At 71.3% G+C, this 14,399-nt stretch carries 6 protein-coding genes; 5 read left to right on the top strand and 1 reads right to left on the bottom strand.

Annotated features, from left to right (window positions below; genetic code table 11):
• The first annotated feature begins 66 nt into the window (after nt 1-66).
• The 3 genes from OG764_RS02210 (at nt 67) to OG764_RS02200 (ending at nt 4,883) form a co-directional block, all read left to right on the top strand.
• Nucleotides 67-2,640: an FG-GAP repeat domain-containing protein gene (locus OG764_RS02210; RefSeq protein ID WP_328966653.1), complete on the top strand. Its 2,574-nt coding sequence runs from the start codon at nt 67-69 to the stop codon at nt 2,638-2,640.
• 191 nt (nt 2,641-2,831) lie between these two features.
• The gene (locus OG764_RS02205; RefSeq protein ID WP_328966652.1) at nt 2,832-3,305 is read left to right on the top strand and encodes a GNAT family N-acetyltransferase; all 474 of its coding nucleotides are present in this window, start codon (nt 2,832-2,834) and stop codon (nt 3,303-3,305) included.
• Between the two features lie 198 nt (nt 3,306-3,503).
• The gene (locus OG764_RS02200) at nt 3,504-4,883 is read left to right on the top strand and encodes an asparagine synthetase B family protein (protein ID WP_328966651.1); all 1,380 of its coding nucleotides are present in this window, start codon (nt 3,504-3,506) and stop codon (nt 4,881-4,883) included.
• Nucleotides 4,884-5,080: 197 nt separating this feature from the next.
• Here OG764_RS02200 and OG764_RS02195 read toward each other — a convergent pair whose 3' ends face one another.
• Nucleotides 5,081-6,517: a tryptophan 7-halogenase gene (locus OG764_RS02195; protein ID WP_328966650.1), complete on the bottom strand. Its 1,437-nt coding sequence runs from the start codon at nt 6,515-6,517 to the stop codon at nt 5,081-5,083.
• A 504-nt stretch (nt 6,518-7,021) separates the two neighbouring features.
• On the opposite strand from OG764_RS02195, the gene OG764_RS02190 reads away from it, so the two are divergent.
• The gene (locus OG764_RS02190) at nt 7,022-13,651 is read left to right on the top strand and encodes a non-ribosomal peptide synthetase (RefSeq protein ID WP_328966649.1); all 6,630 of its coding nucleotides are present in this window, start codon (nt 7,022-7,024) and stop codon (nt 13,649-13,651) included.
• A 1-nt stretch (nt 13,652) separates the two neighbouring features.
• Nucleotides 13,653-14,390 (top strand): aspartyl/asparaginyl beta-hydroxylase domain-containing protein, encoded by a 738-nt coding sequence (locus tag OG764_RS02185; RefSeq protein ID WP_328966648.1) that lies wholly within the window; start codon nt 13,653-13,655, stop codon nt 14,388-14,390.
• Nucleotides 14,391-14,399 lie beyond the last annotated feature (9 nt).

Raw genomic sequence — 14,399 nt, 5'->3', positions numbered from 1 at the left:
TTGATCCAACGCTGAGATCCGCAGCTCGGATCGACGAACGAGTCACGGGGAAAGGGATTCCGCCTGATGGGCGCACGTACAAGCACGCACAGCCGACTGGCCGCCGCGGTCGCCACGGCCGCGATGGTCGTTTCCGGGGGCTTCGCGGCCCCGCTGCTCACCTCCGGCACGGCGCACGCCTCCGCCCTGCCGATCTGGAACCTCCCCGTCCAGGTCGGCGGCGGACAGGACCGACAGGCCGCGGAACTCACCGCGCTGGCCGACGGTTCCTCACTCGCCCTCTGGCGCGAGCAGGACAAGCTGACCGCCACGGTCCAGGCCGCCGACAGCGACGGATGGAAGGACTCCGGCTTCTCGGCTTCCGGCGTGGCCTCGCGCCTGCCCGTACGCGTGGCCGCCGACCCGGCCGGCGGGGCCACCGTGACGTGGGCGGAGTCCGCCGATCCGGCGGCCGGGGAGCCCGCTCCGGCCACCCGGCTCCTGACCGCGACCCTGCGGGGCGGGGTGTGGTCGGCACCGAAGGAGCTCCTCGCCGCGGCCGACGGCCGTGTCGTCGACGCCTTCCAGGTGGCCGCGGGTCCGCAGGGCACCGCGGTGGCGGTCTGGTCCGCCGCGTCCGCGGACGGCGCGTCCTCCGCCGTGTACACCGCTTCCCGCGGCACGGACGGCAGTTGGTCCGAGCCGGCGCCGGTGGCGACCGCCTCGACCACCGACCCGGCCGGAGCCGGCAAGGTCGACGGGGCCGACGTCGCCGTCACCGCCGCCGGGCACGCGGTCGTCGCGTTCCGCCGCACCGCCCAGGACGGGACCGCCGGCATCCTGACCTCCGAGCGCACGGCCACCGCCGGCGCCTGGAGCACGCCCGCCCCGGCAGCCGCCCCGGCCGCCGGTACGGAGGTCCCGAACGCCGGCGCGGGCCCGGACGGCACGCTCGCGGTGACCTGGTCGCTGACGCACCAGGATCCTCGGTACCCGTTCACCTCGAAGGTGTTCGCGTCCGTCAAGCAGCCCGGCGGCTCGTGGACCGTACCGGCACCGGTGCCGTACTACGGCTTCGAGACGGACGTCTCGGCACCGGAGCCGCTGATCGCCCCGGACGGCGACGTGACGCTGGCCTGGGAGGAGCACTGGGAGGGCGACGACCAGGTCGAGGACCCCGTGTTCTCGGGGGTCGTCACCGCCACCCTGGCCAAGGGCGGCTCCGGCTGGCAGCACAAGCAGCTCAGCACCCAGGAGGTCGGCGCCGGCTTCGACGCCGCCATCGGCGCCGACGGCACCGTCCGCGTGTCCTGGTCCGAGGTGCGATGGTTCGGGAACGACGCGCGCTACAACGTGTTCACGGCCGCCCGCACCACGGACGACAACGCCTGGACCGGGCCCCGCCGTCTGCTGCACGCCGACGGCTCGGGGCCGCGCACGGGCGCCGTCCAGACCGCGGCGGGCGCCGCCCGCTCGGCGGCGGTCCTGTGGACCGCCGCGGAGGGACCGCTGTCCACCCGTACGGCCTTCAGCACCCCCAAGGTCGCCTCGGCCTCCGTCCCGGCCACGGCCGTACTGGCGAAGAGCACCTCCGCCAGCGTGGTGTGGGCCCCGGTGTGGAAGTTGGACCGCCCGGCCGACGCGTGGCGCCTCACGCTCACGGACCGGCGCGGCAAGGTCTTCCACAACCTCACGGGCGTCGCTTCCGGAACCGGCAGCGCCACCATCGCCCCGAAGTGGAACGGGCGCAGCGAGCAGGACCAGACCGTCCTGGCCGCCAACGGCCCGCTCTCCTGGCGCCTGTCGGTCGCCGGCCGGAACGCCTCCGAGCAGACCTTCCTGGCCTCCGGCACGGTCACCGTGCAGGGCGGCGCCGCGGTCCACCGCGACTTCGGCTCCCGTGCCGGCACCCCGGACGGCACCGGAGACTTCTTCCAGACCACGACCTCCGGCTCCCTGCGCATCGCCTACGGCAACCCGGCCACCGGCAACTTCAGCGGCAGCAGCACGACCACCGGCTGGCCGAAGGGCTTCCGCCCGATCCCGTTCGGGGACACCAACGGCGACCGCTGCAACGACACCCTGGTCCGCCTCGCCACCGGCGAGATGCGCCTCTACACCCCCGCCTGCGGCGAGGCCCTCAAGCCCACCACCAAGCACAAGGTCCTCGGCAAGGGCTGGAACGCGTATGACGTCCTCACGTCGTCCGGCGACGTGACGAAGGACGGCCGCCCCGACCTGATCGCCCGCGACCCGAAGACCGGCGATCTCTACCTCTACACCACCACCGGCACCGGCATCCTCGCCCCGCGCGTACGCATCAGCGCCGCCTACGTGGACTACAAGAAGGTCGTCGGCGCGGGCGACCTGAACGGCGATGGCGTCGGAGACCTCCTGCTCCACAGCGACACCAACAAGCTGTGGCGCAGCTACGGCCTCGGCAACGGCAAGTTCGGCCCCCGCACCCTCCTCTTCGACGACTTCAGCCCCTCCTACTCCACCCTCGTGGGCCCCGGCGACCTGACCGGCGACAACCGCCCCGACCTCCTCGCCCGCGACACCGCCGGGAACATCTGGCGCTGGACCGGCACCGCCCGGGGCACCTTCACCGCCAAGAAGAAGATCGCCACCGGCTGGAAGGTCTACAACGGCGTCCACTGACGGATGTCCCTGAGGCTCGGCCCGCAGCGTTCCGCCCGCACGGGCGAACGCTGCGGGCCGAGCCGCTGCTGCGGTGCCGTGACCGGCGCGGAGTGGCAGTCTCCACGATCGTGAAACGGCCGGGCCCGTCGCGGGCACGGACCTGATCCGTACCCGGATGCGAGATCGTCCGTGTGGGTAGGGTGACGCGTATGACTGCTGAGGAACTGGTGACGATCCGGGCTGCCGAAGTCATGGACGCGGCGGACATCGCGCGCACCCACATGGCATCGCGGGCGGCGTCCATGCCGTATCTCCCGCCCCAGAAACGCAACCACGAGCAAGTGACCCAGTGGGCGGAGAACGTCCTGCTGAAGGAGTGCCGTACGTGGGTGGCGGTCAGGGACGGGGAGTTACTCGGCTACGCCGCCCTCGACGGTGACATGCTCGAGCACCTGTACCTGCGACCGGACGTCCGCCGCCAGGGGGTGGGGACGCTGCTCCTGAACCAGGTGAAGCGGCACAGCGCCGGCCGGCTGCGCCTGCACGTGTTCCAACTGAACGTCGATGCGCGGGAGTTCTACAGGCGTCATGGCTTCACCGTCCTGGAGAGCACCGACGGGAGCCGCAACATGGAGAATCTGCCCGACCAGACGTTGGAATGGACCGCTCCCGCAGGGGAGTAGAGACCTCTCTGCCAGCGGCCGGAACTCAGGAGTGGGGAAAATCCCTTGTGCGGAATCGCCGCGATCATCGCCCCATGGATCGCTGATGAAACTCCCCGGGCCGTCGCGCACCGGGATGCGCAGTTGGTCGACATGCTCGAACGGATCAGACACCGAGGCGACCAGGAATGCTTCGCGGAGCGGGTGTCGGAGCCCGGTGTGTCGCTCGGTACCAACCGGCTGGCGATCGTGGATCGTGACCACGGCCGGCAGCCGCAGTCGGATGTCGACGGGTTCGTCGAAGTGGTGTTCAACGGCGAGCTGTATGAACACCACCTACTGCGGGACGAGTTGGAAGGGTTGGGTCGCAAGTTCCGTACGGGATCCGACACCGAGGTCCTGATCCACGCCTATCTGGAGTGGGGGGAGACGTTCGTCGGCCGGCTCGACGGGATGTACGCCTTCGTGCTGTACGACCGGCGTACGCGGACGTTTCTCGCGGCGCGTGATCACATCGGTGTCAAGCCGCTGTACCACGCGGTGCGGGACGCGGTTCACTACTTCGCCTCCGAGCAGAAGTGCCTGCTCGGCAAGGCGGATCACGTCGATGAGATCCCGCCCGGCACGTACACGGTCGACGGCGGAGAGCCCGTACGACACTTCGACCTGGGTACGGAGCCGCCCGGCGGCTCGGACCGGGACGCCGTGGCCCGTTACCGGGATCTGTTCGACGCCGCCGTACGCAAGCAGACCGACTCCGACCTGCCGATCGCGGTGCTGTTCAGCGGAGGGATCGACAGTGCGGCCGTGCTGGAGGCGGCCCGGCGCTTCCATCCGGCGGTGACGGCGTTCACCGTGGGGTACGAAGGCGCGGCCGACATCGAGGTGGCGAAACGCTACTGCGCCGAGATGGGCATACCTCATGTGGTCGAGTACCTCGACCACATCGCCGTGGCGGACGCCATACCCGAGGTGATCCGGGGCGGTGAACTCTTCGAGGCGATCGACGTGATGGATTCGTGCGTCGCCTACTTCGCCTACCGGGCCGTGCGGGAGCACGGCTTCAAAATCGCCCTGTGCGGTGAGGGCAGCGACGAAGTGCTCGCGGGATACGCCCTGTTCAAGACGCACCCCGACCCCGCCGAGCTGATGAGCTACCGCGTGCGCAACCTGTACCGCACGGACCTCCAGCGCGTGGACAGGATGAGCATGCTCCACTCGGTGGAGACCAGGGTGCCCTTCATGGACCGGTTCGTCCTCGAATTCGGCTACCGGCTGCCGATGTCCCTGAAGCTCCGCGACGGGGTGGAGAAGTGGGTGCTGCGCGAGGCGTGCCGGGACCGGCTGCCGGCCTACATCACGGACAGGACGAAGAGCCGGATGTCGGACGGCAGCGGTCTGACGGACGCGGTCATGGAGCGGGCGCGTCGCGCCGCCGTGGCCGACCGGGGGCCCGCGCACGACCTGGGCATCGACACCGCGGGCGGTGTGTACTTCCTGAGCGAGTACGTGAAGGCGGGCTTTCCCGCTCCGCGGGAGCGGTACAAGCGGGCCGGGTTCGACTACCCGCACGAGGACTACTTCGAGTTCACTCCCTGACGGCCTCGGACTCGTCAGGCACCCGCGGAACGAGCCGTCGCGGGTGCCTGGCGAGCAGATCGGCCGCGCCGAGGGGCGAGGCCCAACTGACTCGCGCCGTCAGTCCTGTTCGGCGGCGACCGTCGAACAGGACCGAGCCCGCCCCGTTGCCGTCGTGCCGAGATTCGACGGGCACCGGGGCGGGCAGGATGCCGCCGTCACGCCAGAGGGGCCGGCTCCTGGGAACTCTTCATCCAGTGCATGCCGTCCGCCGACTCCACGAGGCCGCTCTCGCGCAGGGGGACGTCACCGACGACTTCGCCGAAGGTGGCCTGCAGCTGGATCCGCTGTCCTTCCCAGTGCATCTGGGGCACGTGGTCGAGCAGGTCGGCCCTGCGCTGTGCCTGGTACGCCTCCGAGATGAGGGCGCCCTCGTCGGACGCGCCACCACCGACCAGTTCGACGAAGGACACGGCCTCGGACGCCGCGCCCTTGGAGACCCGCTTGGCCTCGCCGAAGTACTCCTGCTCATCGCGGTTGACGTCGTAGAACGCCGTCAGGAAGTCGTGGAAGAGGCCGTACTCCTTGCGGTACCGCGCCTCGTACTCCGTGAAGCATTCCCTCTCGTCGATGTCGCCCCGCAGGGAGGTGTTGATGGAGCGCGCCGCCAACAGCGCGCTGTAGGTGGCGAGATGGACACCGGAGGAGAACAACGGGTCGATGAAGCAAGCGGCGTCGCCGATGAGCACCATGCCCGGACGCCAGAACGTGTCATGGAGGTAGGAGTAGTCCTTGCGGATGCGGACCTCGCCGTACGGGCCGCTCCGTACGCGCCGCGCCTCGCACAGGAAGTCCGACAGCAGCGGGCACTCCTTGATCAGCGCGGCCAGGGCCTCGGCCCGGTCGCCGCGCACCCGGTGCGCCTGGTCCCGGCGCAGTACCACGCCGACGCTGGTGAGGCTGTCGCTGAGCGGGATGTACCAGAACCAGCCCGATCCGAAGGCGACGCAGGTGATGTTGCCCGAGTTGGGTGAGGGCATCCGCTTGCCGCCCTCGTAGTAGCCGAAGAGCGCGATGTTCTGGAAGAACTCCGAGTACTCGCGGCGGCCGCCGATCCGGCCCTGGAGCCGGCTCTGATTGCCGGAGGCGTCGACGACGAACGAGGCGCGTACCGAGTGCCGGACACCGTGCTCGTCGTCGTAGGTGACCCCTCGGACGCGACCCTCCTCCTGCACGACGTCGAGGACGGTGCTGCGCTCCCTCACGTCGACACCTTTGGCGCGGGCGTTGTCGAGGAGGAGCTTGTCGAACTTCATGCGTTCGACCTGGTACGCGAAGGACGTCGGGCCGGCGAACTTGGGAGAGAGGGCGAAGTCGAACGACCACGGCTCCGCGTTGGACCCCCAGCGGAAGGTGCCGCCGTGCTTCACCATGAAGCCTGCCTGGCTCATTGCCTCCGAAACGCCCAGTAGTTTGCAGATTCCGTGCACGGTGGACGGCAGCAGCGACTCGCCGATCTGGTGCCGGGGAAACTCCTCTTTCTCCAGCAGGAGGACCCGGTGGCCCTGCATCGCGACGAATGACGCCACCGTCGACCCGCCGGGCCCGCCGCCGACCACAATCACATCGAAGTCGGAATCAACGGTATGTGTCATAGCAGGAAGGCCTTCCGTGTGTGTGGATCAAGGACCGTTCATGTATGTGAATGGGAAGTCGGATCGACTCACGGGTATCCGAAGCCATCAGTTTCTGGCAGTCATGGTCAAGGGTCAACCGGGCTTCACGTTAATTGTCGATCACGTCAAAAACGCGTGATGCGTGGTGGTTAAACGTCTTGTATCGGCCATAAATCTTCGTCCACTGCGGGGGTGTGTGCCGTCGGAGAGCCGGTAATCCGAAATGCATAGGCGCACGTGAACTGGGCTGCGGGGGAGCCGGATCGCGTAGTGGACGGGATCATTCACTGGTGTCTGAAAATAACCCTATAGCCGAATGACGCGATCTTGATAGCGTGATCAATTGCTGCCGGTGTGCGGTTCATTCAGCGGGCTGAATGTCAGTTGCGTGTGGTCTGGCAAGCCCGCTTTGGTGATCCACCCAGAGCGTTCTCTTGTTCTCGTTTTTCTACGGCGTCTGCTGAAAGTAGGGGAATCCGCAGAATGCGCACGTCGGGTATGTCGTTCGAACCGGGAAAACGGGCGATCCCGCCGCGCCCGGAACCCAACCGGGCCCCACTGTCGTACATACAGCGATCGATCTGGCGTGCCGAACAGGTGCTTCCCGGCAGCGCCCTGCACAACGAGAGCGCGGCCTTCCGGCTGCACGGCCCCCTCGACGCCGACCGTCTCGTGCGTGCCGTGGACGAGGTGACCGGCCGTCACGAGGCACTGCGCTGTCGCATCTCCGAGGGAGCCGGCGGCGAGCCCGTGCAGGTGTTCCCCGACACCGCAGGCTCCTCGGTCGAACGGATCGACCTCACGGGGCTGCCCGAACACGAGCGCGACGGCCGCGTCGCCGAACTGTTCGCCACGGCCACCACCGCGCCCTTCGAGCTGAGCCGGGTGCCGCCGGTCCGCATCCTGCTGGTCCGGCTGGGCGCGGACGAGCACGCGCTGCTCCTGGTGGCGCACCACATCGCGGTCGACGCCTGGGGGTTCGGCGTGTTCCTCGACGAGGTCACCGCCGCCTTCACAGAGCACGCGCACGACACGCAACACACGGAACCCACGGAACCCGCGGAACAGACCGGCGGCCCGGCCGAGACGCCGGAGGCGGCGCCCGGCTTCGGTGACTTCGCGGCCTGGCAGCAGACCCGGTTCGACGCCGAGGAGCACCTGGGCTACTGGCGCGGCCGCCTCTCCGGTGACCTGCCCGCGGTGGACTTCCCCGCGGCACCGGGCCCGACGTCCGCCTCGGGAACCGACAACGGCAGCCAAGTCGCCGGCCGACTCCACCACTTCACGGTGCCCGCGGAACTGGCGGCGGACCTCGCGGCGTTGGGCCGTACGGAACTGTCCAGCCTGTCCACCGTGTTGCTCACGGCCTTCTGCGCCGTCGTCAAGCGTCGCACCGGACAGGACGTCCTGAACCTGGGCATGCCGGTGGCCACCAGGAACGCACACGGTCTGAGCGGCGTGGTCGGCCCGCTGCTGAACGTGATGGTCCACCGGGCCGACCTCAGCGGCGATCCGACCTTCCGAGAAGCCCTGCAGCGCACCAGAACGGCCCTGAAGAACGATCTTCGGCACCGTGACACGCCGCTCGACCTCATCCTCCAGGACCTCGGCATCGGAGCTCCGTCGCTGTTCCGGCTGATGTACGCCTTCCACAGCGGACCGGCCACCACCTTGCGGCTGCCGGGAGTGGACACCGTCCCGATGCCGTCGCACAGCGGCACCGCCAAGCACGACCTGTCGCTCTTCGTGCGCCCCCGGCCGTCCGGTCGACTGGACCTCAGCCTGGAATACCGCACCGCCGTGCTCGACGACGCGGCAGCATCCGACCTCGCCCGGTCACTGGTGTGCCTGCTGCGGGCCGTGGTCGAGGACGCCGGACGCCCCCTCGGGGAACTGCCGTTGCTGACGCAGGCGGAGCGCCGGCGCGTCGTGGTCGACTTCAACGTCGGCTCGCAGGACCGACCGTGGTGGCCGGCCGTGCCCGCGGTGCTGCGGGACCTGGCCCGGCGGAACGGGACCGCGGGCGCCGTGAGCTCCGGGGCGACCCGTCTGAGCCGGGCCGATGCCGATGCCGCGGCCGACCGGGTCGCCGCCCGCCTGGCGGCGCAGCACGCGGTCGGACCCGGAGACCGGGTGGCCCTGCGGGTGACGCGCGATGCCGCGCTCGTCCCGCTCATGGTGGGGGTGTGGCGCGCGGGCGCCGTGCTCGTCCCCCTCGACGAGGCGCTGCCGCCCGAGCGCGTCGCCCACATGGTGGACGACAGCGGCGCGAGGGCAGTGATCGTCGACGTGCCGGCGGACGAGGACCGGGGGGCCGCGCAGATCCGCGCCGACGCTCTCCTCGCGGAGGGCGAGACGGAGGACGGATCCGGCCCTGTCCCGTTCCCCGACGGGCCCGCTCCGGCGGACCTGGCGTACCTCATGTACACCTCCGGCTCCACGGGAGCGCCCAAGGGCGTCGCCGTGACCCACGGCAATCTGGCCAACCTGCTGCACAGCGTGATCCGCGAGCCCGGCATGTCCGAGGACGATGTGCTGCTCGCCGTCACGTCCATCGGCTTCGACATCTGCATGCTGGAGCTCTTCGCGCCGCTGGCGGCCGGGGGGCAGGTCGTGATCGCACCCCGGGAGGCGGTGCTCGACGTCGATGCCCTCGCGGCGCTACCGGCGGACTGCGGCGCCACACTGATGCAGGCCACCCCTTCGCTGTGGCGCGCGCTGACGGATGACGAACGCCCGCCGCTGCGACCGGGACTGCGCGTACTCAGCGGTGGCGAGCCGTTGGACGCACACCTCGCCGACCGGTTGCTCAGCCGGTACGAGGAGGTGTGGAACCTCTACGGCCCCACCGAGACCACCGTCTGGTCCACGGCGGGCCGCGTCCACCGGGGCGAGCCCGTCACGGTGGGCCGCCCGATCGGGCGCACCAGGTGCTATCTGCTGGGCCGCGACGACCGGCCCGTACGCCCCGGCAGCGTCGGCGAGTTGGTGATCGGCGGCGCCGGGGTGAGCGCGGGCTACTGGAACCGGCCGGAGCTCACCGGATCCGCCTTCGTTCCGGATCCGGTGGACCCCGCGGCCGGGCCGGTCTACCGGACGGGCGACCTGGGCCGGTACCTCCCGGACGGACGGATCGTGATCCTCGGGCGGGCCGACGCCCAGGTGAAGATCCTCGGACACCGCATCGAACCGGGCGAGATCGAGGCCGTCCTGCTCGACCACCCGGCCGTGCGGAACGCGGCCGTGGTGGCGGACCGGTCGTCGGAAGGCGCGCCACGGCTGGCGGCCTTCGTGGTGACCGACGGCGACACGGACGGGAGAGAGCCGCACACCGCGCTGCGGGCCTGGCTGCGCCGTCGGCTGCCGGCCGCGGTGGTGCCCGCCGCGCTCTTCGTGCTGCCCGCGCTGCCACTGAACACGAGCGGCAAGGTGGACCGTCCGGCCCTGGTCCGTATCGCACGCCGGCCGGCTCCCGAGCCGTCCGGCGCCGAGCCCGGCAGCCCGCTGGAGCGGACCGTGGCGGGTCTCTGGGCCGAGGCGCTGGACGTGGACCCCCACCGCGTGCGCATGGCGGACGACTTCCTCACCGCGGGCGGAAACTCGCTGAGCGCGACCCGGCTGCTGGCCCGGGCGCGCCGGACCGTGGGCGCCGCACCGTCACTCGCCGACTTCTATCAGGACCCCACTCCCGCGGCCCTGGCCCGGTCGGCCGCCGGTGCGGGTGCCGCGATGGCCGAAACGGAAGCGACCGATACGGCAGCGGCCGGGACCTCGGTGGCCGACGCCGCGCCGGTCGGGCCGGTCCCGCTCACCGACCAGCAGCGCCAACTGTGGCTGCTGCACCGCCTCGCGCCCGCTTCCCCCGCCTACAATCTGGCAGCCTCCGTCCACCTGGGCGGCCCGGTGGACATCGCAGCGCTCGAAGCCGCTCTCGCGGAACTCGCCGCACGGCACGAGATCCTCACGGCACGCTGTGAACTGCACGACGGGCGGCCGGTGTTCTGGCGCCAGGACCACCTCCCCGTGCCCCTGGACGTGCTGGACGCGGACGGGGACGGGGACGGCAGCGGGGCGGACGACGCGGTGACCGCACTGGCCGCGGCGGAGGCCGCCCGCCCGTTCGACCTGGCGGCCGGACCGCTGATGCGCGCGACCGTGGTGCGGACCCGCGACCGGGGCTGGCACCTGCTGCTCAGCGCGCACCACATCGCACTGGACGGATGGTCCGCGGGCGTGGTCCTGCGCGACCTCGGCGCCCTGTACGCGCATCGGACCGGAGCCGCCGAACCGCCGCCGCGCATCCGATCCGGATTCTCGCGGTACGCGGCCGAGGCCGCCGGGCCCCGCGGAGAGGCGGTGCGGACGGACCAGCTCGCCTACTGGGCCGATCGGCTCGACGGCTGCTCGGGGGTGCTGCAGTTGCCCAGCGACGCCGCGGGCGTCGTGGGGGGCGAGGACGGGACCCTGCCGGTCGCCGTACCCGAGGAGCTCACCGCCCGGCTGCGCCAGACGGCCGTGGACCTGCGGACCACCCCCTTCACGGTCCTGCTCACCGTGTTCGGATCGCTGCTGGGGCGGTACGCCGGGACCGACGACGTGGTGGTGGGAGTGCCGGTCGCCAACCGCGACCGGCCCGAACTCGACACCGTCGTCGGTTCGTTGGTCAACATGCTGCCGGTGCGGATCGACCTGTCCGGCTCCGCGACCTTCGCCGGGCTGGCAGCCAGGACCGCCGGCGTACTCGCCCGTGACCTGGACCACGCGCTCGTTCCCCTGGACCACCTGGTGTCCCGGCTGCGCCTGGACCGCTCATCGGCCCGGACTCCGCTGGTCCAGGCGACGCTGACGCTCCAGGACGCACCGCCCGGTGAACTCGGGCTGGGCGGCGCATCGGGGCGACTGCGTCCGCTGAGCCCGGGGGCGGCGAAATACGACATCGCTCTCTCCCTGGACGAGCACGCCGGCCGGCTGGACGGACGCCTGGAGTACAGCGGCACCCGGTTCGGCCCGGCGTCGGCCGCCCGCGTCCTCACCCACCTGTTCACCCTGCTGCGAGCCGCCCTCGACGACCCCGACCGGTCCCTGGACACGGTCGATCTGACGGATGACGTACAGCCGTCGCCCCGCCCGGTGCGGCGGCGCGGTGAGGCGCGCCGCGACCACTCCCTGCCCGTGCACGAGGTGTTCCGGCGGCGCGCCGCGGAGAACAGGGACGCCGTGGCCGTCCGCCACGAAGGTGTCGCGGTCGGCTACGGGAGCCTCGACGACTGGAGCGATCGCATCGCGGGCCGGCTCGGAGCGCTGGGCGCAGCTCCCGGACGGTTCGTCTCGGTCCTGGTGCACACCGGTCCGGTGCAGGTCGCCGCGGCGCTGGGCGTGGCCAAGGCGGGGGCGGCCTTCTGCGTCCTGGCCCCCGGCGACCCGGACCACCGGCTGACCGAACTGCTCGCGGACGCCGATCCGCTCTGCCTGCTCGCGGAGGAGGCGGCGCTGACCGCGCATCCCGGTCTGTGGGACCCGGCCGGCCGGCGCTTCGCCGGTGTGCCGGTCGAGGTCGTGGAGCCGGACTGCCCCGGCGCGCCCCCCACGGGTCCGCCCCCGACCCCGGCCGCCGTCAGCGGCGCCGACCCGCTGTGCCTGGTGTACACCTCGGGGTCCACCGGCACCCCCAAGGGCATCGTGCTGCCGCATGCGACCTTCTCCCAACTGGCGGACTGGGAAAGGGAGTACTACGGCATCCGGCCGGGCGGCCGCATCGCCCAGTGGGCCCCCTTCACCTACGACGCCGCCTACTCCGACATGTTTGCGGCGCTGTGCGCCGGGGCGACGCTGTGCGTGGTGCCCGAGGACCGGCGGCGCGACCCACTGGCGGTGGCCGCATGGCTGCGGACGGAGCGGATCACCCGGCTCGGCACGGTCCCGGCCTTCTTCCAGCTGATCACCGAGGCACTGGAGGCGACCGGGGCGCACCTGCCCGATCTGGAGCATGTGCAACTCGCGGGAGAGGCCGTTCCCGTGCGGCTCGTCGAGGCGTGGGCGCACCGCCCCGACCGGCCCCGACTGCACAATCTGTACGGTCCCACCGAATGCGTGATCGCCACGTACCGCGAGCTGCTGCCCGAGGAGACCTTCCCGTCGTCGGTGCCCGTCGGAGTGCCGATCCCGGGGCGGGAGGTACTGGTCCTGGACCACCGGGGCAGGCCGTGCCCGGTCGGTGTACCGGGGGAAATCCTGCTGCGCAGCGACTTCCTGGCCGGTTCCTACCACCGGAGGCCGCAGGAGAGCGCCCGCGCCTACGTTCCCGACCCGTGGGAGCCGGAGGGGAAGCTGTACCGCACCGGCGACCTCGGCTGCCATCTGCCCGACGGGCAGCTCGGCTTCGTCGGAAGGCTGGGCAGCCAGGTCAAGATCCGGGGCAACCGGGTCGAGCTGGAAGGCATCGAGGCCGTTCTCGAAAGCCACCCGTCGGTCCGCGAGGCCGCCGCGACCGTGCACCACGTCGGCGGCGTCCAGAGACTCGTCGGATACGCCGTCGTGGCCCCCGGTGTCGACGGCGCGCAGCTGCGCGACCACCTCGCCGCGCGGCTGCCCGCCCCGGCCGTCCCCGACACCGTGATGCTGCTGGACGCCCTGCCCCGGACGCGCACCAACAAACGCGACCGGACCCGGCTTCCGCTGCCCGCACCGCCGGCGGCCGCGACCGCCTCGCCGCTGGCGGGCGTGGAGCAGCTCGTCGCCGACGCGTGGCGCCAGGTCCTGGGCGGCGGCCCGGTCGGACGGCACACCAACTTCTTCGAGGCGGGCGGTGATTCGCTGCGCGCGGCTCAGCTTCAGCTGGAACTGAGCCGTGTGCTGGGACGGGAGATCCCGCTGGTGGACCTCTTTGCCCGCCCGACCGTCGCGGAGTTCGCCGGGGGACTCGTCCCGGTCGCCGCCGACCGGATGGACACGGACACCACCGAGGAGCGCGGAAGTCGGCGGCGGGCCGCCGTCCGGGGCCGGGCCGCGGCCCGCCGCCGGGCCCGCGGCCCGGTCGACGACGACGCAGACACCCGGGCGGAAACCGCACGGGACACGGACGCACCGACCCGAGTACCGAGAGGAAGTTCCTGACGTGGATATCGATGAGGTGCTGGCGGAGCTGCGACGGACGCTCGACGCCGACGGCCTGGAGCGCGTCGAGGAATGCCTGCGCATCCTCGTCGGGCAGCGGGCCCCGCAGTATCTGCACGACGACCAGGAACCCACCCGGCTGTTCTTCCCCGGCATCAGCGCGCTGCCCTGGCACGACACCGCCGACCTGGCCTGGGTGGCCGAGATGGAGCAGGCCTATCCGCGCATCCGGGAGGAGTTCCTGGCGCTGCGCGCCGAGCGGGCCGCGTTCGCTCCGTTCGAGGACCACTACACGAAGGAACTCGGCTGGCAGGGCTGGGACACGTACCAGCTCTACCGCAACGGTGCCTGGCGCGAGGAGGCCCGCGAGCGCTGCCCCGCCACTCGGCGCGCCCTGGACCTCACCCCGCACGGCCCGCGGGACGCCATGTTCACCGTGCTCAATCCCGGCGTCCACATCACCCCGCACACCGGCGGCGTCAACCTTCTGCTCACCGCGCACCTGCCCCTGGTCGTTCCGCCGGGATGCCGGATCAAGGTCGGCGACGAGGAACGCGGCTGGCAGGAGGGCAAGGTGATCCTCTTCGACGACAGCTTCATCCACGAGGCGTGGAACCGCGGCAGCGACCAGCGAGCGGTCCTGCTCTGGGACATCTGGCACCCGGAGCTGACACCCGTCGAGATCGAAGCCCTGGAGATCCTGATGCCCCGCTTCCAGCGCTACCTGATGGCCGTCTGACAGCCCACC

It is taken from the genome of Streptomyces sp. NBC_00239 (genome assembly GCF_036194065.1).
Classification (GTDB): Bacteria; Actinomycetota; Actinomycetes; order Streptomycetales; family Streptomycetaceae; genus Streptomyces.
The sequence above is the reverse complement of the archived record's forward strand: the minus strand, read 5'-3'. Positions and strand labels throughout refer to the sequence as shown.